At 71.4% G+C, this 23,174-nt stretch carries 21 protein-coding genes and 1 pseudogene; 10 read left to right on the forward strand and 12 right to left on the reverse strand.

Annotation, left to right across the window (positions count from 1 at the left end; genetic code table 11):
• The coding region (locus VFO68_RS08645) for a right-handed parallel beta-helix repeat-containing protein (protein ID WP_325157662.1) at positions 1-966 on the forward strand (966 nt) is incomplete at its 5' end.
• Between the two features lie 211 nt (positions 967-1,177).
• Entirely contained in the window at positions 1,178-2,695 is a 1,518-nt protein-coding gene (locus VFO68_RS08650) for a hypothetical protein (protein WP_325157663.1), read from the forward strand.
• Positions 2,696-2,762: 67 nt separating this feature from the next.
• On the opposite strand, the gene VFO68_RS08655 is transcribed toward VFO68_RS08650, so the two are convergent.
• The gene (locus VFO68_RS08655; protein ID WP_325157664.1) at positions 2,763-3,488 is read right to left on the reverse strand and encodes a S1 family peptidase; all 726 of its coding nucleotides are present in this window, start codon (positions 3,486-3,488) and stop codon (positions 2,763-2,765) included.
• 202 nt (positions 3,489-3,690) lie between these two features.
• Between VFO68_RS08655 and VFO68_RS08660 the strand changes: the two genes are divergently transcribed.
• Positions 3,691-3,849, forward strand: coding sequence for a hypothetical protein (locus VFO68_RS08660; RefSeq protein WP_325157665.1), 159 nt, complete (start codon positions 3,691-3,693; stop codon positions 3,847-3,849).
• Between the two features lie 522 nt (positions 3,850-4,371).
• On the opposite strand, the gene VFO68_RS08665 is transcribed toward VFO68_RS08660, so the two are convergent.
• Entirely contained in the window at positions 4,372-5,622 is a 1,251-nt protein-coding gene (locus VFO68_RS08665) for an ATP-binding protein (protein WP_325157666.1), read from the reverse strand.
• A 59-nt stretch (positions 5,623-5,681) separates the two neighbouring features.
• On the opposite strand from VFO68_RS08665, the gene VFO68_RS08670 reads away from it, so the two are divergent.
• The gene (locus VFO68_RS08670) at positions 5,682-6,947 is read left to right on the forward strand and encodes a tetratricopeptide repeat protein (RefSeq protein ID WP_325157667.1); all 1,266 of its coding nucleotides are present in this window, start codon (positions 5,682-5,684) and stop codon (positions 6,945-6,947) included.
• A 21-nt stretch (positions 6,948-6,968) separates the two neighbouring features.
• Here VFO68_RS08670 and VFO68_RS08675 read toward each other — a convergent pair whose 3' ends face one another.
• Positions 6,969-7,745: a maleylpyruvate isomerase family mycothiol-dependent enzyme gene (locus VFO68_RS08675; protein WP_325157668.1), complete on the reverse strand. Its 777-nt coding sequence runs from the start codon at positions 7,743-7,745 to the stop codon at positions 6,969-6,971.
• 65 nt (positions 7,746-7,810) lie between these two features.
• Positions 7,811-10,087 carry a M4 family metallopeptidase gene (locus VFO68_RS08680; RefSeq protein ID WP_325157669.1) on the reverse strand — a complete coding sequence of 759 codons (2,277 nt, stop codon included), beginning with the start codon at positions 10,085-10,087 and terminating at the stop codon, positions 7,811-7,813.
• A gap of 336 nt (positions 10,088-10,423) precedes the next feature.
• On the opposite strand from VFO68_RS08680, the gene VFO68_RS08685 reads away from it, so the two are divergent.
• The gene (locus VFO68_RS08685) at positions 10,424-11,116 is read left to right on the forward strand and encodes a PASTA domain-containing protein (RefSeq protein ID WP_325157670.1); all 693 of its coding nucleotides are present in this window, start codon (positions 10,424-10,426) and stop codon (positions 11,114-11,116) included.
• Between the two features lie 22 nt (positions 11,117-11,138).
• The gene (locus tag VFO68_RS08690) at positions 11,139-12,461 is read left to right on the forward strand and encodes a Gfo/Idh/MocA family oxidoreductase (protein WP_325157671.1); all 1,323 of its coding nucleotides are present in this window, start codon (positions 11,139-11,141) and stop codon (positions 12,459-12,461) included.
• Between the two features lie 14 nt (positions 12,462-12,475).
• Here VFO68_RS08690 and VFO68_RS08695 read toward each other — a convergent pair whose 3' ends face one another.
• The 3 genes from VFO68_RS08695 to VFO68_RS08705 form a co-directional block, all read right to left on the reverse strand.
• Positions 12,476-12,655 (reverse strand): hypothetical protein, encoded by a 180-nt coding sequence (locus tag VFO68_RS08695; RefSeq protein ID WP_325157672.1) that lies wholly within the window; start codon positions 12,653-12,655, stop codon positions 12,476-12,478.
• Between the two features lie 111 nt (positions 12,656-12,766).
• Complete coding sequence (locus tag VFO68_RS08700; protein ID WP_325157673.1) at positions 12,767-13,084, reverse strand: hypothetical protein; 318 nt, start codon at positions 13,082-13,084, stop codon at positions 12,767-12,769.
• 118 nt (positions 13,085-13,202) lie between these two features.
• On the reverse strand, positions 13,203-14,336 hold the full coding sequence (locus VFO68_RS08705) for a hypothetical protein (RefSeq protein WP_325157674.1): 1,134 nt from the start codon (positions 14,334-14,336) through the stop codon (positions 13,203-13,205).
• A gap of 150 nt (positions 14,337-14,486) precedes the next feature.
• Between VFO68_RS08705 and VFO68_RS08710 the strand changes: the two genes are divergently transcribed.
• The 3 genes from VFO68_RS08710 (at position 14,487) to VFO68_RS08720 (ending at position 19,056) form a co-directional block, all read left to right on the forward strand.
• Complete coding sequence (locus VFO68_RS08710) at positions 14,487-17,537, forward strand: AfsR/SARP family transcriptional regulator (protein ID WP_325157675.1); 3,051 nt, start codon at positions 14,487-14,489, stop codon at positions 17,535-17,537.
• Between the two features lie 84 nt (positions 17,538-17,621).
• A complete protein-coding gene (locus VFO68_RS08715) occupies positions 17,622-18,188 on the forward strand; it encodes an RNA polymerase sigma factor (protein WP_325157676.1) in 567 nt (188 codons plus the stop codon).
• A complete protein-coding gene (locus tag VFO68_RS08720) occupies positions 18,181-19,056 on the forward strand; it encodes a CU044_5270 family protein (RefSeq protein WP_325157677.1) in 876 nt (291 codons plus the stop codon). The genes VFO68_RS08715 and VFO68_RS08720 overlap by 8 nt, the downstream gene beginning before the upstream one ends.
• An 18-nt stretch (positions 19,057-19,074) precedes the next feature.
• Here VFO68_RS08720 and VFO68_RS08725 read toward each other — a convergent pair whose 3' ends face one another.
• Positions 19,075-19,455 (reverse strand): hypothetical protein, encoded by a 381-nt coding sequence (locus VFO68_RS08725; protein WP_325157678.1) that lies wholly within the window; start codon positions 19,453-19,455, stop codon positions 19,075-19,077.
• 49 nt (positions 19,456-19,504) lie between these two features.
• On the reverse strand, positions 19,505-20,113 hold the full coding sequence (locus tag VFO68_RS08730; protein ID WP_325157679.1) for a DUF7711 family protein: 609 nt from the start codon (positions 20,111-20,113) through the stop codon (positions 19,505-19,507).
• Between the two features lie 95 nt (positions 20,114-20,208).
• Here VFO68_RS08730 and VFO68_RS08735 point away from each other — a divergent pair, with 95 nt between their 5' ends.
• Entirely contained in the window at positions 20,209-21,279 is a 1,071-nt protein-coding gene (locus VFO68_RS08735; protein ID WP_325157680.1) for a hypothetical protein, read from the forward strand.
• A 446-nt stretch (positions 21,280-21,725) separates the two neighbouring features.
• On the opposite strand, the pseudogene VFO68_RS34255 reads toward VFO68_RS08735, so the two are convergent.
• The 3 genes and pseudogenes from VFO68_RS34255 to VFO68_RS08745 form a co-directional block, all read right to left on the reverse strand.
• Positions 21,726-21,905 (reverse strand): annotated as a pseudogene (locus tag VFO68_RS34255) (PASTA domain-containing protein); the annotation flags it as partial.
• Positions 21,906-21,913: 8 nt separating this feature from the next.
• Positions 21,914-22,297: a hypothetical protein gene (locus VFO68_RS08740; protein ID WP_325157681.1), complete on the reverse strand. Its 384-nt coding sequence runs from the start codon at positions 22,295-22,297 to the stop codon at positions 21,914-21,916.
• Between the two features lie 212 nt (positions 22,298-22,509).
• Complete coding sequence (locus VFO68_RS08745; RefSeq protein ID WP_325157682.1) at positions 22,510-22,893, reverse strand: Lsr2 family protein; 384 nt, start codon at positions 22,891-22,893, stop codon at positions 22,510-22,512.
• Positions 22,894-23,174: the final 281 nt, after the last annotated feature.

The raw sequence follows: 23,174 nt of genomic DNA on the forward strand, positions 1-23,174 counted from the left end.
GCGCCGACCACCAACCTCCAGTTGATCAAGAACGGCACGTCGACCCAACCCATCACCCTGCGCAACTACAACGGCGAACGGGTGATCATCGACGGCGAGAACATGCCGCACACCCCGGCGCCGGTGGACGGCAGCATCCCACGCCCGGAACGCGGCGCCATCCACCTCGAGGGCGACAACTGGCGGCTGACCGGCCTGGAGATCATCAACGGGCCGTACGCCATCTTCGGGCTGGACACCAACAACAACGTCTTCGACCGGCTCGTCACCCGGGACAACTACGAGTCCGGCCTGCACCTGCAGGGCGCGTCGAGCAACAACCAGGTGCTCAACCTGGACAGCTTCGGCAACCGCGACCCGCGCAACAACGGGGAGAGCGCCGACGGCCTGGCCATCAAGGAGGGCTCCGGCAGCGGCAACGTCGTGCGCGGCGCCCGGCTGTGGAACAACTCCGACGACGGCCTGGACTTCTGGGAGTTCCTGTCCCCGGTCACCGTGGAGAACTCACTCGCCTGGGGCAACGGCTTCAACCGCTGGAACCTGCCCGACTACACCGGTGACGGCAACGGCTTCAAGCTCGGCGGCGGCGACGAGGACCTGCCCGCGGCACACGTGGTGCGCAACAGCATGGCGTGGGACAACTCCGCGGGCGGCTTCATCGACAATGCCAACCCCGGGGCGCTGCTCGCCGACCACTGCACCGCCTGGCGCAACGGCGGCACCGGGTTCGACTTCGCCGACGCCGACGGCACATTGACCCGCAACCTGGCGGTGGCCAACGGATCCAACTCGTCCCTCGGCGGCAACTCCACCGGCACCGGCAACTCCTGGGACCTCGGCGGCACCTGGTCGTTCCAGAGCACCGACCCGGCCGTCATCACCGGCCCCCGAAACCCGGACGGGACGATCCGCTCGACCACCTTCCTGCGTCCCGCCAACGGCGCCGACGTGGGCGCCCGCTTCTGACCCGCCGGATTATTCCAGTCGTCCGGCAGGCTTTGGCCACCTCTTGACCAGGCGCGCCGAACTGGCCAGTTCGGACAGTGCCGACAACGGCGGGCGCGATTGTTTGGCTTGAATCGACACGTGCGGGCGGACTTATCCTTGAGCGGTAAGGGTGCTACCGAGTCGGGCGGGGTGGACCGGCATGAGGCCGCCCACGACATATCAACTCATTGTGTTGCTGACCAACAACAACCCGCGGATGTCCAAGCGCGGGTTGCAGTGGATCTGCGACTGCATCGAGGCCGGCCGCCGCGCCGACCTGGGCCGCGACCTGCGCCTCGGCCGGCTCATCGCGCCGCTCAAGCGCTCCGACGACGTCAACGTCCGGCGCTGGCTGTACAAGCTCATCGGGCTCGTCCGGGCCCGCCCGTGGTCGGCCTGGCTGAGCGGCCAGGTCGCCGGCGGTGAGACCGACCTGGAGAACCTGACCGGGGCCTACGGCGCGCTGAGCGCGATCGAGGGGACGGTGACCGCGGCCCGCCGGGCCGGACCGGGCCCGCTGGACCCGGACTCACCGGCGGTCCGGCTGGCCGCCGACTACTTCCTCGGCGCTCCGCCGGTTGACCGCAGGGTCATCAGCGCCGCCCTGGACGACGACCCGTTGACCCAGAAATGGCTCAGCCTGCGGCACGGCGCCGACACCGACTCCGTGCCGCGCGAGGTGCTCCGCGACATCGCCGGCACCGATCACCCGGGCGCGGTCGAGTACGCCATCTGGGCCGTGCACCGCGACCGGTTCGGCCGGCTCGCCGACCTCCCGCTGAACCCGGCCGGCATCGCCGGCTACCCGCCCAACGTCCGGCGCTGGTACATCCGGCTCGTGGTCAAGGACGCCGAGAACCTCGTGCCGTACAGCGATCTCATCGCCGACGCGATGGCCGACCCGGAGCCGGCCGTGCGCGAGGGGCTCGCCCTCGGCCTGATCGACGTCCAGTTCGACCCGGTCCTCGCCGGCGACGTGATGGCGTGGTTCACCACCGAGCGGGAGCCGTTGGTGCGGTTCGCGCTGCGCCGGGTTCTGTCGGCGCACCACCGAAGATATCCCGCGATGACCGGCCTGCTGACTCGCACCGGCGGCGACGGCGGCGTTTCCGCCCGGCGGCCGGCGCGCATCTTCGTCCGCCGGCACGCGCCCGCCCGCGTGGTCCCGACCGCCGGGCGCGACCTCGTCGATCAGGTCTACATCCTGGGCACCGACACCGTCGGGTTCAGCAGCCGAACCGACCGCCAGCAACTGCTGATCTTCCGTCAGCTGCTCGACGCGCTGCGTGCCGAGGACCTCGTCCTCCGCCAGGACCCGGCCACGGTCGCCATCCTGCCCCGGGGCGACGGGGCGTTCCTGTGCTTCCGGCAGCCGCAGAACCGGTTGGCCCCGCTGCGGGTGGCGTTGCGGCTGCGCCCGCACTTCCCGGGTCTGCGGTTCGGCGTCAACTCCGGCCCGGCCAACTGGGTCGCGCTGCCCGGCGGCGGCACCGAGGTCATCTCGCACGCCATCAACTGGGCCGCCCGGGTGACCACCGCCGCGTCCGGCGGCCAGATCCTGCTCAGCGACCCCTACTACCGCACCATCGCCGCGCCCTCGGCCGACGACCTGCCCGGCGCCTCCTTCCGGTTCGTGCCGGGCCTGACCACCAAACACGGTGAACCATTACCCGCCTGGGAAGCCGGGGTAGGAAAGTCACATTGCTGAACCGGCCGCGGGCGCCTGTGCGCATCCCGCGGCCGGTCTTGGTGGCGGAGCCTGGCGGCAGAAGGGGTCAGACTCCGGCCACCGAGCGGATGAAGTCGCGGTAGCGGGTGACGTTGGTGTAGAAGGTGCGCTTGTCGCGGTCGCTGGTCGAGGCGATGCCGACCTGCTTGCCGTCGCTGAACATCGGGCCGCCGGAGTCGCCGCCGGCCGCGATGCCGTCGATGCGCCGGGCGCCGATGGCGATGCCGCCGAAGGCGTCCTCGCCGTTGAGCGTCTGCACCCGCACGTCGGCGACCTTCAGGAACTGGGACTGGCATTCGATCTCCGGCCGGTCGGTGCAGGTGGCGCCCCAGCCGTAGATCTGCACGGTGTCGCGCCTGGCGACGTCGGATTTCCGGCCGAGCCGGGCGTAGGTCGCGGCCACGCTGCGGTCCAACCGGGCGACCGCCAGGTCGGCGACCGGGTGGCTGGTCACCTCGACAGCGGTGGCCAGGGTGCCGCCGCTGGTCTGGTCCAGGCTGCCGATCCGGAAGGTGTAGGTGGCCGGAACGTCGAAGCAGTGTTTGGCGGTCAGGATGTAGGTCGGCGCGATGATCGTCGCCGTGCAGAACTGGCCGCCGTCCCGGAACAGCCGGACCGCCCACGGCGCATCGGTGGCCAACCGGCCATCGATGATCATCGGGGTGAAGCCGGGATCCGGTTCCGGTGGCTGAGCGGCGGTCGCGGTGGGAGCGAACAACGGCAGCGCGAGCACCGCCGCGGCTAAGCCGAGCGAAAATCGGAACTTCTTCATGGGATTTCTCAATTCTGCGGCCGGCGCCGCGGCAGCGGAGTGTCGGAACGCGCACTCTGCCACTCAAATGCAACGCCTCACAAGAGCGAAAAGGCGCAAGAATTGTGCGCCCGTCCAAAGTATTGAATGGTTCGGAGTATGTAGTTCGACTGAACGGGCGCATACGGACGGCGTGCTGACAATCCAACTCAAGGCCCGTTCCATGCACCCGATCCTGATCCGGCTGGCCGACCGGGGTCTGCTGGAAACCGCCTGGGAGAGCGACCCGCCGGCCGGTGGACGGCCGTCGGCGCGGCACCTGTACCGGCTGACCGGTCCCGGCGCCCGGGTCAGGCCGCAACCGCGACTGGAGCACGCATGACCGAACCCCCGCGCGAATACCAGCCGGGGCGCCGGTTCGAGAACGCGGCGTTCGGGATCGCCTACGCGGCCGGCTGCCTCATCACGATCGCGAGTGCCGGCCACCTCGGGCTGGCCCCGCCCGCGCGGTCCGCCGGCCGGTGGACGGCCGTCGGCGCGGCCCTGATCCTCGGCGCCGGCCTGCTCGCCGCCGCACGCATCGGCGACCACCAGAGGGGTGCTGCTCTACCTCAGATGCGTTCCGGTTCTGGTCTTCCTCGGCGCGGCGGTGGTCGCCCGGGTCACCCGGTCCTTCCTGGCCGGCGCGCGGGTCGCGGTCTGGACCGCCGTCCTCGGCACGCTGATCACGTTCGTCCTCTGGCAGGTCGAGGGCGTGCGCTGGCACCGCAGCGGCGCGATCCTGCTGCTGGACGGCGGTTCCACGGCCGGCGTGCACCTCGGCGGCAGCATCCTCGAAACCCCTGGTGTTCTTCCTGGTCTGGGAAGTTCCGCTCGGCATCCTCGGCGCGGCAACGGTTTCCGGTCAGCGACGCCGTTTCTTCAGGTAGGCGGCGAGCTCGTCGTAGGCGCCCGCGTCGTTGCCGTACAGCGCGTAGTTGCGGGCGACCTCCAGCCATTCACCGATGCTGGGCCGCACCGAGCGCGCGGCCTCCTCCAGGTGTTGCTGGGTGATCGGCTGGAACTGCCCAGTGGTCATCGAGGCGTCCATCGCGGTTTCGGTGCCCTGCTCGCAGAGCAGCCCGAGGTCCGCACCGGACATGCCCTCGGTGGCCTTGGCGATCTTGGCCAGGTTGAGCCGTTCGGTGGGCCGGCCGCGCAGATGGAACCGCAGGATCGCCTCGCGGGCCGCCAGATCGGGCGGCGGGACCAGGATCGTCCGGTCGAACCGGCCGGGCCGCAGCAACGCCGAGTCGATGTCCCAGGGATGGTTGCTCGCGGCCAGCACGAACACACCCTCGTTGTCGGTGCTGGCCCCGTCGAGCTCGGCGAGCATCTGGTTCACCACGCCCCGCATGGACACCCCGCCGGCGCGCAGGTTCGAGCGCTTCTGGCCGAGCGCGTCCATCTCGTCGAAGAACAGCAGGCACGGCCGGTTGCGCCGGGCGGTGTCGAAGATGCCCCGCAGGTTGCGCTCACTGCTGCCGATCCACATGTCCAGGACGTCGCTCAGCCCGATCTCGTAGAAGCTGGCGCCGAGCTCACCGGCCAGGGCCCGGGCGATGAGGGTCTTGCCGCAGCCGGGCGGCCCCCACAGCAGCAGCCCACCGCGCAGCGACTTGCCGAACCGCACGCGCAGTTCCGGGTTGCGCAGCGGCGCCAGGAACGACAAGTTCAGGCGCTTCTTGACCTCGGCGAGACCCCCGACGTCCTCGAGCGTGATCCCGGCCGCGCCGAGGGCGCCGATTTCCGGTTCGGCCGCCGCCGGGCTGGTCTGCCACTGCTGGAGGATCTCGTCGGCCGTGTCCGGGACGCCGGCGGCCAGCGCTGCGGCGGGTGGTTCGGGGGTGGCCGGTTCGGGAGCCAGCGCGTCGGCCAGCCGCCCGTAGGAGGCGGCCTTGGCGGCGTCGCCGGTCGCGCCCGCGGCGGCCGCCGCGACGCGCAGCGCCGCGAGGTTGTCCGGCTCGGCGGCGAGCACGGTGGTCGCGTGGGTGAGCGCGTCGGCCGGGCTGCCGGCGTCGAGCAGAAGCCGCGCGACATGGACCCGTACCGGATGGTTACCGGGATCGGCGGCCAGGGTGGAGAGCAGCGCCTCAATCACCGGATCAGGCTTCACCAGCGGCACGCTACCCGATGTATCGTCGCTGTTGACGGGTGGTCTGGGCGGTGCCTACGGTGTCCCGCACTGTCGACGAGCCCACTGGGGTGTACATGGACGAGGTTGCCGAGGCGGCGCTGCGGCGCGGCGAGATGCTGCTCGAGGTCGGCCGGCCCAAGGAGGCCGAGGCGCAGCTTCGCATCGCGCTGACCGCCGACCCCGGCAACGGCACCCTGCTCGCCCTGCTCGCCCGGGCGCTGCTCGAGCAGGAGCGCTACGAGCCGGCCAGGGACACCGGTCGGGACGCCCTCGCCGCCGATCCGGAGAACGTGCTGGCACTGTCCGTTCTCGGCGCGGCGCTGGCCGGGCTGAAGCGGTACTCGGACGCGCTCGACACGGTGCGCCGCGGTCTGGCGCTGGCGCCGGAGATCGCCGGGTTGCACCGTCAGGAAGGGGCCGTGCTGCTGGCGATGGACCGGCCCGCGGACGCGCTGGACAGCGTCCAACGGGCCCGCCGGCTGGACCCGGAAAGCTCGGCCACGGCGGCACTGCACGCGGGCGTGTTGTTCGAGTTGCACCGGTACCGCGAGGCGGACGACGCGGTGGCGGAGGCGCTGCGGCTCAACCCGGAGAACCCGGAGGCACACCGCCTGCGGGGGCTGCTCGCGTTGCGCCGGGGCGGCGGCAGGTCCGCGGTCGCCTCGCACCGCACGGCGCTGCGGCTGGATCCGACCGACGTGGCCAGCCGCGAGGGGCTCTCGCTCGCGCTCAAGTCCCGCAACCCGCTCTACGGCCTGCTGCTCCGGTTCGGCATGTGGCTGGACGGCCTGCCCAGGGGTCTGCGGATCGGGGTGCTCATCCTGCCGTTCGTGCTCACCCGGATCCTGCGGCCCTACGAGGGGCAGACCTGGGCGGAGGTGCTGCTCGTCGTCGTGGTCGCGCTGGTGCTGCTGAGCTGGACCCTCGAGCCGCTGATGAACTGTGTGCTGCTGCTCACCCGGGAACGCCACCTGCTCACCCGCCCGGCCCGGCGCGCCACCTACGGTTTCCTCGCCTTCACCGCCGTCGCCCTGGCCTGCGCGATCACGGCCATGGCCGACGGCCCGCCGGAGCTCCTGCCGCTCGCCTTCGGCCTGGGCCTGTGGGCGATGGTGACCGGCTCCATCCACAACCTGCGCCCCCCGCTGCAAACCGTGATCACCGTCGGCGCCGCCGCCGCGGCCGCCCTCGGCGCCATGGCGATCGTCGCCGCCCTGCTCGGCACCGCCAGCGCCAACATCGTCGCCGGCATCATCCTCTTCACCGGCATAGCCGCCACCTGGGTCACCGGCTTCAGCCGCTGACCCGCGGAACGCTTCCGGCGGCTACATCGGGGGAACGAGGGTGAAGTAGCGGTCGGCCAGCGCGGCGTCGCCGGTGACGGTCAGGCGGTCGGTGCCGGTTCGCTGCCACAGGAACAGCATCAGGTCCGAGGCGGAGCCGGCCAGTTCGACGGGCGCGGCGCCGTCGTCGAGCCGGACGTGCGTGCCGTCGAAGTGGACGACCCAGCGGTCCGCGCCGTCGGTCTGCCGGAATGCCAACCGTTCCCCGGAACCGGGCGGCGCGCCGCGCCAGGCCCGCCGGGCCGGCGCCATGACCTGGAAGGTCTGTGCGACGGCGTCGGCCGCCAGTTCCGGGTCGACCGGAGCGGGTGTCCCCACCGCGTTCTCGGCGTCCCACCGGTGCACGGCCGCCTCGATCGCCTGCATCCGTTGCCAGAAGCCGACGTTCTGCTCGGCCGACCAGGTCCAGACCTGCTCGCCGGGGGCGGTTTCGCGCAGGGTCGTCACCAGCGCCTCGGCCCCGGCGGCGAACCAGTCGACCAGGCTCGCCGGTAGCGGCACGAGGTTGGGCGCGTCGTTCGGATCCGGCCAACCCTCCTGCCGGGGCAGCGAAACACCCGACAGGTTCGGCGGGCTGGTGATCCGGTCCCGAACGACCGCGGCGATCAGCCGGTGCACCCCGCCGAGATGCAGCACCAGGTCCGCGACCGACCAGCCGGGGCAGGACGGCACGATCGGCGCGCGGTCCAGTTCGCCGGCCCGGCGCGCCGCCGCCTCGAACGCGGCCGCCTCCCGGTGCAGGTGCGCAACGTAGTCCACGACCCCCACTGTGCCAGGGAAACGGGGTGGATGGCCGGGCCGGCCACCCACCCCGCCCACAGCGGTCAGCTCAGGGTGAGCGCCGTGTCGTCGACGACGAACGACGTCTGCAGTGAGCTGTCCTCGGTGCCGGTCCACCGGATCGTGACGGTCTGCCCGGCGAAGGCGGACACGTCGAACGTGCGCGACACGTAGCCGGCCGCGCGGTTCAGGTTGGAGAACGTGGCCACCGTGGTGCTGCCCACCTGGACCGTGAGCCGGTCGAACTGCGTGGTGGTGGTCGTCTCAGCCGTGTCGATGTGCAGGAAGAAGCTCAGCGTGGCCCGGCAGCCGGCCGGGATGCTGACCGACTGCGACAGCGTGTCGGTGTGCGTCGTGCCGTAGCCGTCCAGCCAGGCCCGCCCGGTGCCGGTACGGGCCGGCTGCTGGCCCTGGCCGATCACGCCGGCGGTGGCGGTCCAGCCCGTCGCTGCGGACTCGAAGCCCGGGTTGACGAACAGCTGGCCGGAGCAACCGCCGCCCTGCGGGCTGATCGTCCAGGTGAACTGGGTCGATCCGCTGTGGCTCGGGTTGGCGCTGTCGGTCGCGGTCACCGTGACGGTGAACGTTCCGGCCGCGCTCGGCGTGCCCGAGATCAGGCCGCTGGAGGCGTTGATGGCGAGCCCGGTGGGCAGGCCGGACGCGGTCCAGGTGTACGGCGGGGTGCCGCCGCTGGCCGTCATCTGCAGGCTGGTCGCCGTGCCGACGACACCGGTCCGGTTGCCCGGGTTGGCCACCGTCACGGTGCCGGCCGGGTTGCAGGTCGGGTCGCCGGCCTGCACGGGCACGCTCACCGCGTCCCACGCCGCCCGCACCGTGTTGAACTGGGTGCAGCTGCCCGGGAACAGGTTGATCGCGGCCTGCAACGTCCAGGTCCGGTACCGCAGGTAGGAGCTTGCGGTGGTCTTCATCAACATGGCGTTGTAGAAGATCTTCACGGCATTCTCCACCCCGATGCCGGTCACGGTCGAACCGTTGCAGGTCGAGCTGGCCGGCTGGCCGTTGCTCGGGTTGGAGCCCATGGCGGTCAGGTAGAACCAGTGGTTGCCGGGTCCGGCCGCGGCGTGCACCTCCATGCCGGGAACCGAGTTGGAGTAGCAGTTCGGGTCACCGAGCGCGCTCGGGTTGAACATGTTGCGGATCGGGCCCTGGCCGACCAGGTTGATCCGTTCGCCGACCAGGAAGTCCGGGCCGTCGAACTGGGCCGGCTCGTTGGCGAACCACTCGGTGCCCGCGCCGAACACGTCGCCGACGAACTCCTGGGTGCCGCTGCGGGAGATGCCGCCCGGCGTGGTGTCGTCGATGCCGTGGCCGTGCTCGTGCGCGACCACGTCAAGGGATCCGATCCACTGGTTGGACTGGTTGTGTCCGATCTGGATCTGGGAGCCGTCGTAGAAGGCGTTGAGGTCGTTGAGTCCGACCCGGATCGGCCAGCCACCGCCGGTGTTGTTGAAGCCGTTGCGGCCCAACCACTGCGACAGCATGCGGTTCTCGGTCTGGGCGGCGAAGAAGGCGTCGACGCAGCCGGTTTCGCGCTGCGTGGCGGTGCCGTTGCCCCACAGGTCGTCCGGACCGCTGAACACCACGTTGCCGGTCGCGTTCTGGCAACTGACGTTGGTCAGCGTCGGGTCGCGCATCGAGAAGGTGCCGCCGGACTGCGTGGTGTCCAGATGCACCGGGTTGGGGCCGTTCCAGGCGCTGGTGCCGTCGCCGCGCAGGATGCGCTCCTGCTTGTCCAACACCGCCCCGGTGAGCGCGTCCACGACCACGCTGAGCCGGCTGGCTCCGTCGGCGCCCTGGCCGGAGACCGTCGTCTGCCAGGCCAGCCGCTGGGTGCCGAGCGCGAAGACGATCAGGCGGGTGTCACTCACGTCGTCCACAGTGGACAGTTGAGTCCGGGCGACCGACTCGGCCTTCTCCCGGGACACGGCCGGGGTGGTGCTGGCCAGGGTGAGCGTCGCGTCCTGGGCGACCGACGTGCTGAGCACCTGGCCGGTCGAGTTGGTGACCACGACGAAGTCACCGCCGAGCACCGGCAGTCCCTTGTAGGTGCGGTCGTACGGCACGTACTGCACGCCGCCGGACGTGATCACCGCGTGCTGGACGAAGACGTCGTCCGCGCTGACGTGCAGCGCGGCCGGTTGGCTGGCGACCAGCGCGGCGGCCGAGTTGGCCGCGAGTGCCTGGGCGCCGGGAGCGGACGGCGTGGTGGGCTGCGCCTGGGCCGTCGCGGCCGTCGCGCTGACGGCTGCCGCTACGAGCGCACCGGTCGCGACCAAGGCGACGAAATGTCTCCTCGACATCGATGGGACTCCTTTTGCAGGGACGTGCTCGATCCCAAGCCCTCAGCGGGATCGACCACGAATAGGAGAAAGAAGGAACGGAAACAATGATCGTCGCAGCCGGGCTTCCGAACAAGGTCCGTTCGTACGAGTTTCCACCGACCGCACAGAATGGACATTTCGCCTGCGGAATCGGGATAATCCGGACCAATAGATTTCGGCCCTCGTTCGAAAAACGAACAACCAGCGCATTTCACCATCCCAGTACCGGGGTCTCGGTCGACGAATCGTCGACGAACTGTGAACGCCCGGACGTAGGGTCCCTCGCCGCAAGTGGTACGGCGAAAGGACGACACGATGAAATCGACCATGCGCGGGTTGACCCTGATCGGCGTGGTGGTACCGGCGCTACTCGGGCTCGGGGCCGGCACCGGCGCCGCCGCGACGGCGCCGGCGGCCACGCTGGCCGCCGCCTCGATCACGTTCACGACGGGCGACGAGAACAAGGACTTCGACACGCTGGTGCGCGCCCAGGTGGAGACTCCGGCGGGCCGCGTCGCCGCCGACGTCGCCGATGTCGGCACCGAGTACCGGGACAACAGCAGCCACGGGCCGTTCCGGATGACCGTGGACACCGGGGTCACCGCCGCCATGCTGAGCCCGGGCCGGTTCCGGATCTCCATCGATCCGGTCGGAAATGACACCTGGCGGTTCGGCTACCAGCTGACGATGTTCTTCTCGGACGGCACGTCCTTCCCACTCACGGCCGGAAACGTCCTGCAGCTCAGCGAAAGCAACCGGGAGCTGATCAGACCGTTCACCCTCGCCGGCGAGGTGGCGGTGCCGAACGTGCTCGGCCGCACCGAACCCGAAGCCCGGGCCGCCATCCTGGACGCGGGGCTCGCCATCGGCGTCGTGAGCCGCGTGATCGACCCGACCTGCGAGGCCATCGGCCTGGTCAGGCAGCAGAACCCCGCCCCGGGAACCGGGGTGCCGCCCGGCACCCGGGTCGACTTCACGGTCAACCGGGCACCGCGGATCTGCCCGTAGCCGGCGAGTAACCTCAGCCACCATGCCCGCCACCCCGGCCCGACGGTACGGGGTGGTCGGCACCGGCGCCCGGGCGCAGCTGTACATCTCCGCGCTGGCCGGCGAGTTCGCCGATGTCGCCGAGCTGATGGCGTGGTGTGAGCCCAACCCGGCCCGGATGGACCATGCGGACCGGCTGCTGGCCTCGGTCCGGCCATCGGCCACCCCGCCGGCCCGCTACTCCCCCGACGATCTCGAGCGCATGATCGCGGAGCGGCGGCTGGCCGCGGTGGTGATCACCAGCCCGGACCACACGCACGCGGACCTGGCCGTCCGGGCACTGCTGGCCGGCGCCGACGTCGTGCTGGAGAAGCCGCTGAGCACGTCGGTGGCCGGCTGCCGGGCGATCGTCGCGGCCGTGGAACAGACCGGCCGGTCCCTGGTGCTGACCTTCAACTACCGGTACGCGCCCCGCAACGCCGCGCTCAAGGAAGTGCTGGCATCCGGCGAGATCGGCGACATCACGTCCGTCCACTTCGAATGGACGCTGGACACCGCGCACGGGGCCGACTACTTCCGCCGCTGGCACCGGGACAAGGACCGGTCGGCCGGATTGGCCGTGCACAAGGCATCCCACCACTTCGACCTGGTGAACTGGTGGCTGGGCGAGGCGCCCGAGTGGGTGTTCGCCAGCGGCGGGCTGCGCTTCTACGGGGCCGACAACGCCCGGGCGCGCGGGTTGGGCGAGCGTCCGGAACGCGGCACGGTGGACCCGCCGAGCACCGACCCGTTCGCGCTCGACCTGCGCACCGACCCGGTGCTGCGCTCGCTGTACTGGGAGGCCGAGCGCCACGACGGGTACCTGCGCGACCGGGACGTGTTCGGACCCGGAATCACCATCGAGGACAACGTTTCCGCGCTGGTCGGGTATGGCAGCGGCGCGGTGCTGAGCTACTCGCTCAACGCGCACAGCCCCTGCGAGGGCTACCGCGTGGCGGTCAACGGCACCGGCGGGCGGGCCGAGCTCGCGGTGGTGGAACGCGCGGCGGTGCTGCCCGGTCCGGACGGCCGGATCGTGCTCGACGCGAGCGCCGGCAGCGACGGTGCGGGCGCCCGGCTGACCGTGCAGCGGCACTGGGAGCGGGCCCGCGCGGTGCCGATCCCGGGCGGCGCGGGCGGCCACGGCGGCGCCGACGCGCTGCTGCTGGCCGAGGTGTTCCGCGGCGCGGCGGCGGATCCGCTCGGCCGGCAGGCCGGCTACCGCGACGGTCTCGCCTCGGTCGCGGTCGGCCTGGCTGCGAACATGTCGATGCGCACCGGCACGCCCGTTCGCATCGCCGAGCTAGGGCTCCCGCTTGCCCGGTAATGTCACGCTTTCCCCTAGCTGAGCCGGAAGGTCGCGCGGTCGCGTTCGATGCGGTTGCGGCCCGGGCGGGTCACGACCAGCCGCCCGCTGCCGTCGTGCGCGAGGTAGGCCCGGGCCTCGGTGGGCAGCCGCAGCGACACCGCCGACCGGTCGGACAGGCCCGGCTCGCGGACCGTCCAGAGTGGACGAACCACGGATCACCACCCGGTCGTACTCGGGCACCGAACCGGTCAGGTAGTACATGCCCCGGACCGGACGGGTGATGAACGGGTCGGCGCGCTGCTCCACCAACGGGTTGCGGGTGGTCAACGCGGGACTGGCCCGGCATGGTCGGCATGGTCGGCGTGGGCGACTCCGGTGACCGGCAGCACACCGGCAGCGGCGGCCGCGCCGCCTGCCCGGAACAGGGTTCTGCGGTCGAGCCCGGTCATGACGTGGGTGAACGTGCCGGCCACGGCCAACTGTCCCTGCTGCGCCGCGATCGGGCTGGTGCGGGGCGGCTGGGCGCATCGGCATGAGGTGGTTGCCTTGGGTGGGTTGGGGCTGGCGTTGCGGTGCACGGCTGTGGACAGCCCCTTGGGGTGCGTGGTTGTGGGGTTGGGGGCCTGCCCACAGCCGTGCACCGGGCAGGTCTCCCGCTCTGGGCAGGGTCGGGCGCGGCTTCTTCAAAACCAAATCATTTATTAAGAAGGCGGGGGCGGTGCCGCCGCGCACCGCGCCGCAGGCGCGGCGCGCGGGCGTTCAGTTCCTGGTTTTGGTGCTGGTGCTGGTGACGAGGCAGGTCTGCGGGTCGTAGGTGCGGATGATGGACTGGCGGAAGGTGCTGCCGAGTCCGCTGATATGCGTGACCATCAGGCCGGTCCTGGCGTCGTCGGTGACCCGGACCGCCCGCCAGGGCCGACCGTCCCTGAGGATCCGCACCTCGGTGGCGAAACCCAGGGCGGGATCCGTGGTCAGGGCGTAGCGCGGGCCGGCGGCGGGTTCGATGTCGAGGCCGCCGTCCGCGCGGATGGTCGTGGTCAGCACCAGGTTCCCCGCGCCGTCGTGGATCGGGGCCGGGTCTCCGGCGTAGTAGCGGGCGCGGGGTGAGCCTTGCACGTCCTGGCCGTTGTAGAACGTCTTTCCGGTGCTGTCGAGCCAGAAGTGCGGGACGGTCGCCCGGGGCGCCGCGGTGGTCGGCCCGGGGTAGTACGACAGGTGCCAGTGTGGCGGGTTGTCGGTGTGCAGCGTGTTGTTGGTCTCGAACCCCTCCAGTTGGAAGAAGTGCCCCCGCGCCTGGGCCTGCGCGATCAGGCCGGAGTCCCGCAGCACGGCTTCGACCGCCGTCAGCAGGTTGAGGAACGCCGCGCTCTGCGCGGCCGGGACCGGCACGGTCGTCCACGGGCCGGCCGTGCGGTCCGGGTGGTTGTGCTCCATGATCCACACCAGCCCGGTCGAGGCGGGCGAACTGAGGTAGGTCCACATCTGCACGGTCGGCTGCATCGCGTTCGCGCTCGGCGCGCTGACCGGGATGGTGAAGGTGACCGCGTCGGGGTCGGCCGGGTCGCGGGTCAGCGGCACCCGGGTCCGGCCGGTCACCACCGTGTCCACCGCGACTTCCGGCCACCGGACCGTCACCGGCACGCTGTCCGCCGGCGGCCCCTGGATGAACCCGTACCAGTCCGCCCGGGTCGCCGTCCGGTACTGGTTGCCGGTCACGAACGAATACCCCTCGGGCAGGCTGACCTGCGGTGTCGACGGCGTCCCCGGCTCCGAACGCACCACCCGGAACGCCCCGTACGCCACCGCCTCGGTCCCGACCGGATCCGCCGCGGCCGCCCCGGCCCCGGTCAGCACACTCACCACGATCCCGAGCAGAGCGATCACCCGCACCATGTGGTTACCCTCTCACTCACAATGTCGGAACACGGAGATTCTTCCACATTTCCGGTCGATGGTGATCCCCTCATGGCGCCCCGAGCAGGGTGACTGATTCGTCTCAACGGGTGATACTGGACCGAAGCCAGAACCGCCGGGGGTGTACGCATGCGCTTGGGGGCGTTGGGTCCCGTCGAGGTGCTGGCGCCCGCGCCTGCCTATCTCGGCGGCCCCAAACCGAAGGCGCTGCTGGCCGCGCTGCTGCTGGAGCCCGGTCAGGTCGTGTCGATCGACCGGCTGGTCGGCCTGATCTGGGACGAGCGGCCGCCGGCGTCGGCCGTCGCGCTGGTGCACACCTACGTTTCGGCGCTGCGCCGGGGATTCGCCGCGGTCGGCGAAGACGCGGTGTTGCTCACCCAGCCGCCCGGCTACCTGCTGCGCGTGCACCCCGACGACGTGGATCTGGTGGAGTTCGCGCGGTGTCTGGACGCCGCCCGGCAGGCCGAGGCCACCGATCCGGCCGGTGCGGCCCAGCAGTACCAGCAGGCGCTGGGATTGTGGCGGGGTCCCGCGTTCGGCGGGGTGACCGCGCGGTTCGCCCGGACCCGCGCGGCCGGGCTGGCCGACGAGCGGCTGGCCGCCGAAGAGGGGCTGGCCCGCTGCGAACTGGCCCTGGGCCAGATCCTGGTCGCCCTGCCCCGGCTGGTCGCGCTGTGCGACGCGCATCCGACCCGGGAGGAGGCCCGGGGCCTGTTGATGCGCGCGCTCTACCTGAGCGGGCGGCAGGGTGACGCGCTGGCCGCGTACCGGTCCGTCCGCATGCGACTGATCGACGAGTTGGGTGTCGAGCCCGGCGAGGCGCTGCGCGAGTTACACGCACGGATCCTGGACGGCACACTGCCGGCCGGCCCGGTGCCGACCACGCCGCAGCGCCCGGTGACCACCCTGCCGGCCCGGCCCGAGGTGGCCGCCCCCAACCAGTTGCCGCCCGACATCGCCGACTTCACCGGCCGCACCGAGCAGGTCGAGCGGGTGCTCGGGCTGGCGAGGTCGGCGCGCGGCCGGGTCGTGGCGGTCTCCGGAGCCGGCGGAATCGGCAAGTCGGCGCTGGCGGTGCACTGCGCGCACCGGCTGGCCGGCGACTACCCGGACGGCCAACTCTTCGCCGATCTGCACAGCGCCGGCACCACCGAGGACACCGAGGTACTCGGCCGGTTCCTGCGCGCGCTGGGGATGAGCGGCACCGAACTGCCGGACGACCCCGACGAACGGGCCGGGCTGTACCGGATGGCGATCGCGGACCGGCGCATGATCATCGTGCTGGACAACGTCCGGGGCGAGCACCAGGTGCGCAAGCTGCTGCCCGGGTCCGGGAACTGCATCATGATCGTCACGAGCCGGTCCCGGTTGACCGGGCTCGCCGGATCCGAGCCGGTCGAGCTGACCACGTTGTCCGTGCCGACATCGACCGAGATGCTCGGCCGGATCGTCGGCGCCGAGCGCACCGCGGCCGAGCCGGAGGCGGCGACCACGATCGCGCGCCTGTGCGGCGGGATCCCGCTGGCCATCCGGGTGGCCGGGGCCAAGTTGCTGGCCCGCCGGCACTGGCCGCTGCGCACCCTGGCCAGCCGGCTGTCCGACCAGCACCGCAGGCTCGACGAACTGGCCGTCGGCGACCTGGCCGTGCGGTCCAGCCTGGAGCTGGGCTACGCCGAGCTGGACCAGCGGCAACGCCACGCGTTCCACCTGCTGGCCCTGCTCGACCTGCCGGACTTCGGCTCCTGGGTTGCCGCACCGCTGCTGGACATCCCGGTCGACGACGCCGAGGACATGGTGGAGCACCTGGTCGACCTGCGGTTGCTGGAGGTGGCCGGCGTCGATGCCCTGGGCCGGATCAGGTACCGCTTCCATGACCTGGTCCAACTGTTCGGCGCCGAGCAGTCCGCCCGGCACGAGCCGCCCGGCGTGGTGTCCGAGGCGGTGTTGCGCACCCTGTCGGTGCTGATCGCGCTGGTCGAGGCCGCCTCGGCCCGGCTGCCCCGGGTCACCCTCGGGCTGCGGCCGACCGTCGTGGCCACGGTCGAGCCGGACCCGCGCCTGCTCGACGAGGTCGTCGCCGCCCCCACCGACTGGCTCAAGGCCGAGACCGCGACCCTGGTGCGAGCCGTGGAGCGGGCCCACGAACTGGGCGCCGACGAGCCGAGCGCCACGCTGCTCACCTCGCTGCTGTCCTCCCCGTTCGCCGTCCGCAACGAGTTCGACAGCTGGCAACGCACCCACGAGGTCGCGCTCGAGTACGCCGTCGCCTCCGGCAACAAGCAGGCCGAAGCGACCATCCTGGCCGGGCTGGGCCATCTGTGTTACGAGCGCGACGAGTTTCCCGCCGCGCTCGAGCACTACCAGCAGGCGCTGACCAACGCCGCCGCGATCGGCGACGAGTCGATCCAGGCGGTCGCCCTGTTGGGAATCGGCACCGTCCGGCGCGATGTCGGCGAGTTCGGTCCGGCTCGGGAGAGCCTGGCCGAGGCCGCGGACCTGGCCGGGCGGATCGGCGACCGGTCGGTGCTCGCCGCCGCGCGCTACGGCGTGGCCGCGATCCTGCGCGACCACGGCGATCTGGCCGGCGCCGAGGCCGCCCTCGACGAGTGCGTCCAGCTCTACCGGGACCTGGCCGACCGCCGCGGCGAGGCGCTGGCGCTGCGCGGCCGGTCGCTGTGCCGGCGCGCGGCGGGCGATCTCGCCGCCGCCGCCGACCTCAGCCGGCAGGCGCAGGAGATCCTCGAGGAGATCGGCGACGTGCTCGGCGCCACCTACGCCCGGCAGTCCCTGGCCAAGGCCCGGATCCGGCAGGGCCGTCCGGACGGCGTGCACGACCTGCTCACCTCGTGCCTGGCGGTGTGCGTCGCCCGCAACGACCGGTTCGGCACCGCCCTGATCACCCGCACGCTCGGCGAGTTGGCCCTGTCCACCGGTGATCTGCCGACCGCCACCGGGTACCTGACCACGGCCCTGGAGCAGTGGCGCGAACTGGCCCTGCCGCTCTGGGAGGCCCGCACGCTCCGCGATCTCGCCACCGCCACCGGTTCGGCCGGCCACTGGGCACTGGCCCTGCGGATCTTCACCGACACCGGGGCCCGCGAACTGGCCGAACTGTCCGGCCACACCCCGCGGTCCTGGTTCGACCGGTGCGTCGGCCGGCGCCCGGAACCGACCCGCTGACCGCGACTCCCGGGTCGTCGAGAACTCGCTACGGCCGGCCGGCCAATAGCCGGGTGACAGCGCTCCCGACGGATAGAGGAGTCGATGCACTCAGCCGATGAGGACGACGCACGGATCATCGCGAGCTCCGTTGCCCGGCCGGAACGGTTCGCCGCGATCTTCGACCGGCACGCCGCGGCGGTCCAGCGTTACCTGGCCCGCCGGCTCGGCCGGCAGGTCGCCGACGACCTGGTCGCCGACACCTTCCTGACCGCCTTCCGGCAGCGGCACCGCTATGCCCGCGACCGGCCCGACGCCCGGCCGTGGCTCTACGGCATCGCGACCAACCTGGCCCGCCAGCATCAGCGCGCCGAGATCCGCCGGTACCGGCTGCGGGCCAGCCTCGCGCCCGATCCCGACCTGCCCGGCCACGCCGACCGGGTCGCCGACCAGGTCACCGCCCAGGCCACGCACCGGCGGGTGGCCTTCGCCCTGACCCAGCTCAACCCCGGTGACCGGGAGGTCCTGCTGCTGATCGCCTGGGAGGGCCTCAGCTACGACGAGACCGCCCAGGCACTCGACCTTCCGATCGGCACCGTCCGGTCCCGACTCAGCCGCGCCCATCAGCACGTGCGCGCGGCCCTGGCCAAGGAGAGCACGAACAATGGATGACATCGCACTGCTCAGGGACATCGCCGCCGAGACGCCGCTGCCCAACGCCGGCGACCTCGCCCCGGCCCGGGCGCGCCTGCTGAGCGAGATCGCCGCCGGTGTCCGCCGCCCGCCCCGCCGCGGGCGACGCCTGGTGCTGGCCGGCGCGGCCGGCGCCGGTCTGGCCGCGGCCATCACCGGCGTGATCGCCCTCGGCGGTCTCGAACAGGTCGGGGTCGGCCCGGCGCCCGCCAGCGCGGCGGAGATCCTGCACCGCGCGGCCGACGCCACCCGCGCACTGCCCGACACCCCGCCCCGGCCCGACCAGTTCGTCTACACCAGGACGCACTACGGCGACGGGTCGATCCGCGAGGACTGGCGCTCGGCCGACGGCACCCGGGACGGGCTGATCGTCGAACGGGACGAGCGCATCCCCCTGCCCGGCTGCCGCGACGGCCAGGCCCAGGTGATCAAGGGAACCCAGCCGGTGCCCGGCGTGGTGGAACCGTGCCAGCCGGATCCGGCCTACCGGGCGGATCTGCCGACCGACGCCGCCGGCATGCGGGAGTACCTGACCAACGCCGGTGGCAAACCCGGTGACATCAACGGGTTCGGCAAGAACATCCTGTTCCTGTTCGGGACGTCCTATGTGGCGCCGCCGTCGCGGGCCGCGGTCTTCGACCTGGTGGCCGAGGTCGACGGGCTCGAGGTCGTCGAGAACGTCACCGACCGCGCCGGCCGGCCCGGCGTCGGGGTGCGCTGGGCCCAGCGCAGTGGTCGCCCGATCACCCTGGTGTTCGACCCGCGGACCCACATCTACCTGGGCACGACGGACACCGACGCCGTGGTCGAGCAGGCGGTCGTGGACACCGCCGGAGCGCGGCCATGAGGCCGGCCGCACGCGAGATCAGGTCTTGCCGCTCGACTCCTGCTCGAGCCGGTCGACCTTCTCCTGCAGGCGGTTGAGCCGCTGCCGAACCCGGTCCAGCTCCTGGTTGGCCGTGAAGATGCCGTCCGCGGACAGCACACACGCCCGCAGCGCGACCACCAGCAACGGCAGCACGGTGACGACGAGAATGACCACCGTCAGCACGATGTGCCTGGTGATCGCGTCCGCACACCCCGCGGACGGGTCGAAGGAATAGAAGTACTCGCCGTCGCAGAGCACCTCGGTCCCGGTGAAGTCCTTCGTCACCGGCCTGAAGAAGAACACTCCCGCCCCGATCACGCCAACGACGGCGACGGGGATCGACCACACCAGCGGCCGCGTGACAGTGGTGGAGAACACCGGCGCACTCTATCGGCGAGATCGATCGTCCGGCCGGAAAACCGAGCCGTCAGGTCGGCTCAGGAGGGCCATGCAGGGCGTCGAGCACGTCGAGGTAGCCCTCGCTGGCCCGCCACAACGCGTCCGCCACCGGCTCGAGCTTGCCCGGACTCCACCGCCGCTGCTCGTAGGCGGCGGTGCAGTCGCGCAGGGCCCGCACGCTGACGGCCAGTTCCTCGGTCAGGCGCGCCCGCCATTCCTCCGCGCCGGGAGCGGGCAGCCGGACCCGCTCGCCGGCACCGTCGTGCAATGCCGCCAACGTCTTCTCCGCCACCCCGTTCTCGGCGTCCCACACCAGTGCCGGCCGCTCGACCCGGTGGTTCCACACCGGCGCGTGCACCGAGCGCCACAGGCCGACGATCGGGTTGCGGTCCAGCCTCGTCGCGTTCGCCCACTGCTGGGCGCCGCGCGGCTGGCCGAGCCAGGGCACCTCCTCGACCGGCAGGTCCACGGCCAGCGCCACGGTCACCGCGTCGATGTCCCGGAGCGGGCCGAGCACGTCGCCGACCGCCCACAGTTCCACCACCCGCACCGGGAAGATCGACGCCGGCCGGGTGGCCATCACGGCGCACTCCTGCGCCAGCGCCTCAAGATGATGTATCGCCCGAGCCCACCGCACCCGCCCATCCTCCCCGGTCGCCGGGTCGGCGCATCCCGGCCCCTCACGGGAGCGGGGTGGACACCGATGTCAGTGCAGCGGAAGGTGGTGGCGGCATGGGAGCCTGGCGCAACGCCGACGGCCGGATGGAAGTCTTCGTGCGCGGCACGGACAACGCCGTGTGGCATGTCTGGCAACGCAGGGCCGCGGCCGGCCCATGGTCCCAGTGGGGCTACCGGGGCGGCCGGATCCAAGGTGGACCCACCGTGGGCGGGGACAGCCGGGGCCGGCTGCGGGTGTTCGCCAGGGGTGTCGGGAACGATGTCCAGACCGTGGGCCAGACGGCCGAAGGCGGCGGCTGGAGCACCTGGCGATCGCTGGGCGGAGCGACCACCGACGATGTCGCCCTCGGCATGAACGCCGACGGACGGTTGGAGGTGTTCGCCCGGGCCGACGACGGCAGCCTGCGACACGCCTGGGAACTGCAACCCGCTTCGGACAACTGGTCGGAATGGGCCTCGCTCGGCGGCGAGATCGCCGGCTCGCCGGCCGTGTGCTCCGGTTTCGACGGACGCCTCACCGTGTACGGGCGGGGTCGCAACCAGACGATCGAGTACATCGAGCAGACCGCGCCCAACAACGGCTGGAGCAGGTGGACCAGGCTGCCCGGCGAGATCCGCGGCCGGCCGGTCGCCGTCCTCAACGCCGATCTGCGCCTGGAAGTCTTCTACTACACCACGTTCGGCGCGCTCGGACACACCTGGCAGACCGGCGTCAACGGGTCGTGGGAGACCAAGGGTGACCTCGGCGGCGAACTGCACTCGCATCCCGCCGTCGCCCGCAACGTCGACGGCCGCCTGGAGGTCTTCCACATCGGCGAGGACAGCACGCTTTACACGCAGTGGCAGGGCGTGGTCAACGGCAACTGGTCCGGTTGGCAGCCCGGCGAACTGATCGACCTCGACCGGACCATCTGCGTGGCCCGCAACGCCGACGGTCGCCTCGAGGTGTTCGGCATCAGCCAGAGTCCCGACCTCGAGAACACCTGGCAGGAGGGGCCCGCGCAAGGCCCCTGGGGCCACGGCCACCTCGGCGGCGGCCTCCTGCACCCCAACACCGGCGCACGTGTCGCCGAACTCGGCACCACCATCGGCTGGCACCACCGGGCCGAGGGGACCACTCCCTGAGTTCGTGGGAACTTCCGGTGATGTCCCCGTGGTACTTCTTGCCACGCTGGCACGCGCGGTCGCTGATCAGCGCGGTGTTCACTCAACGGGACCATGCCGGGAGCGCAGTCACCCATGAAGCGCCCGATGACGCCCTTGTCCCAGTTCTCCAGGCCGGGCTGGTCGCTCAGGTCCTCCGCGACCGTACAGAGATGGTTCCGCTCGAACCCGCCACATGCCGTGGTACCCGGCCGGACACAGAAGAACCCGTTGACGACCCGGCTGGCACCGGGTTGCGCCCGGTCGATCGGGTAGGCGTAGCCCAGCACCTGGGGGTTGGCGTGGTCGTAGGTGTCGCGCAGGCCCGGCTCCAGGTCGCCGATCCGCATGACCCACACGGGGTCATCGTTCTTCGCGCGGAACAGTTTCACCGGCAGCGGGTCGAACGGGGCGTAGTGCACCACCACGGTGTCACCCGGATCCAGCGGCGTACCCGGGGCCGGTTCCTGCGCGGCGACCACGTTCGCGTTGCGGTGCAACACGTCCGGGCGAGCGTCGCACCGGTATCCCAGGTTGGTCATCTCGGCGCACGCCTCGGTCACCGGGCGACCGAGCAACGATGGCAGCGTGGGGCTCGCGCCGACCACGGTCAGCGTCAGGGTGCCTCCAGCAACCGGAAGGTGAGGTCGACGGACTCGCCGAAAACGCCCCGCCGGTCGTAGAGCACCTCCCCGGCGTGGACGATCGTTCGCAACCGCAGACCGGCGACCTCGGCCAACCGCTCACCGAGCGTCGGCACGACCTCGTTCAGCAGCACCGTCTTGGGCACCGCCGGATCGATCAGCGTGAGGATCCCGTCGCCCCGGTCGATGAGCGCATCGCGCGAGCTCTCCCCGATACCGGCGCCGTACAGCGCATCTTCGAAGATCTCGTACAGTCTGCGCCGCAGCTCCGCCTTCTCCATATCGGTCCGCGCGGTGGAGTTCACCGCATCCACCGCCACAATGGCCCGGTAGCAGGGCTGTTCTCGCCAGATCATTTTCTTCGTCCCCCTCGAGCTGAACATGGTTCGGTTCATTCCGTCAGTCCTGAACCGACTATAGGATCGGCAAGGGGGGCGACGGGATCGGAAGCGATTCCCATCCCGTCCGGCAGGCTCCCCACGACCGTCCCAGATGGACAGCCGGCGCTCGCCGGGGACAGCGAAACGCCGCCGGGATCAACCCGGCGGCGTGACTCGGTGCCGAACTGCTAAGCGGCCTTGCGGCTGGCACGGCCCTTGGGCTTGGCCGGGGGCAGGTGCGCCTCGTCGAAAGCCGTGAGCACGCTGGCGGGGATGCGGCCGCGCTCGGCGAGGTCGAAACCGTTCTGCCGGGCCCAGTCGCGGATCGCCCTGGTCTGCTCGCGATTGGCGGCCGGCCGGACCGTTGGTGCCGTGTGGCGTTTTACTCGACCACCGACCCGCCGGCCGGCGGCGATGACATCGGCGAAGGTGTTGCGAAGCTTCTTGGCGTTGCGCCCGCTCAGATCGATCTCGTAGCTGACTCCGTCGAGAGCGAACCTGACCGTGGTGATGTCAGCGCTGGCCGTGCCGTCCACGTCATCGACCAGCTCGACGGTGACTTTCTGAGCCATGTGGTGGCCTCCGGGGTGGGGATCCAATGGGGACACACGATGAATACCATGAATCCCGGCGCCGGGGTGGGATTACGGCACTATCGTTAATTCTTTTCTCGGCGTGGTGACTTGGAACACAATAAGCGCCCGCGGATCGTCTGTGGACCGCGGACGAACATTGCGATCATCGCGACGCTCGGGGTGCGCCCCGCCGGGCGTGGCCGGTGTGCCGATCGCGCGAGCCTGCCTCGGAGGTCCCCCACTGGGATGATTCAGGGTCGTTTCAGGGTTTACACGGA

It is taken from the genome of Actinophytocola sp. (assembly GCF_035712165.1).
Taxonomy (GTDB): domain Bacteria; phylum Actinomycetota; class Actinomycetes; order Mycobacteriales; family Pseudonocardiaceae; genus DASYTH01.

Bases quoted from the DNA above. Each gene is read 5' to 3' on its own strand.
- VFO68_RS08655 (WP_325157664.1), bottom strand. From the start codon at position 3,488: ATGAAGAAGTTCCGATTTTCGCTCGGCTTAGCCGCGGCGGTGCTCGCG.
- VFO68_RS08660 (WP_325157665.1), top strand. From the start codon at position 3,691: ATGCACCCGATCCTGATCCGGCTGGCCGACCGGGGTCTGCTGGAAACC.
- VFO68_RS08680 (WP_325157669.1), bottom strand. From the start codon at position 10,087: ATGTCGAGGAGACATTTCGTCGCCTTGGTCGCGACCGGTGCGCTCGTA.
- VFO68_RS08685 (WP_325157670.1), top strand. From the start codon at position 10,424: ATGAAATCGACCATGCGCGGGTTGACCCTGATCGGCGTGGTGGTACCG.
- VFO68_RS08690 (WP_325157671.1), top strand. From the start codon at position 11,139: ATGCCCGCCACCCCGGCCCGACGGTACGGGGTGGTCGGCACCGGCGCC.
- VFO68_RS08705 (WP_325157674.1), bottom strand. From the start codon at position 14,336: ATGGTGCGGGTGATCGCTCTGCTCGGGATCGTGGTGAGTGTGCTGACC.
- VFO68_RS08710 (WP_325157675.1), top strand. From the start codon at position 14,487: ATGCGCTTGGGGGCGTTGGGTCCCGTCGAGGTGCTGGCGCCCGCGCCT.
- VFO68_RS08715 (WP_325157676.1), top strand. From the start codon at position 17,622: ATGCACTCAGCCGATGAGGACGACGCACGGATCATCGCGAGCTCCGTT.
- VFO68_RS08720 (WP_325157677.1), top strand. From the start codon at position 18,181: ATGGATGACATCGCACTGCTCAGGGACATCGCCGCCGAGACGCCGCTG.
- VFO68_RS08735 (WP_325157680.1), top strand. From the start codon at position 20,209: ATGGGAGCCTGGCGCAACGCCGACGGCCGGATGGAAGTCTTCGTGCGC.
- VFO68_RS08740 (WP_325157681.1), bottom strand. From the start codon at position 22,297: ATGATCTGGCGAGAACAGCCCTGCTACCGGGCCATTGTGGCGGTGGAT.
- VFO68_RS08745 (WP_325157682.1), bottom strand. From the start codon at position 22,893: ATGGCTCAGAAAGTCACCGTCGAGCTGGTCGATGACGTGGACGGCACG.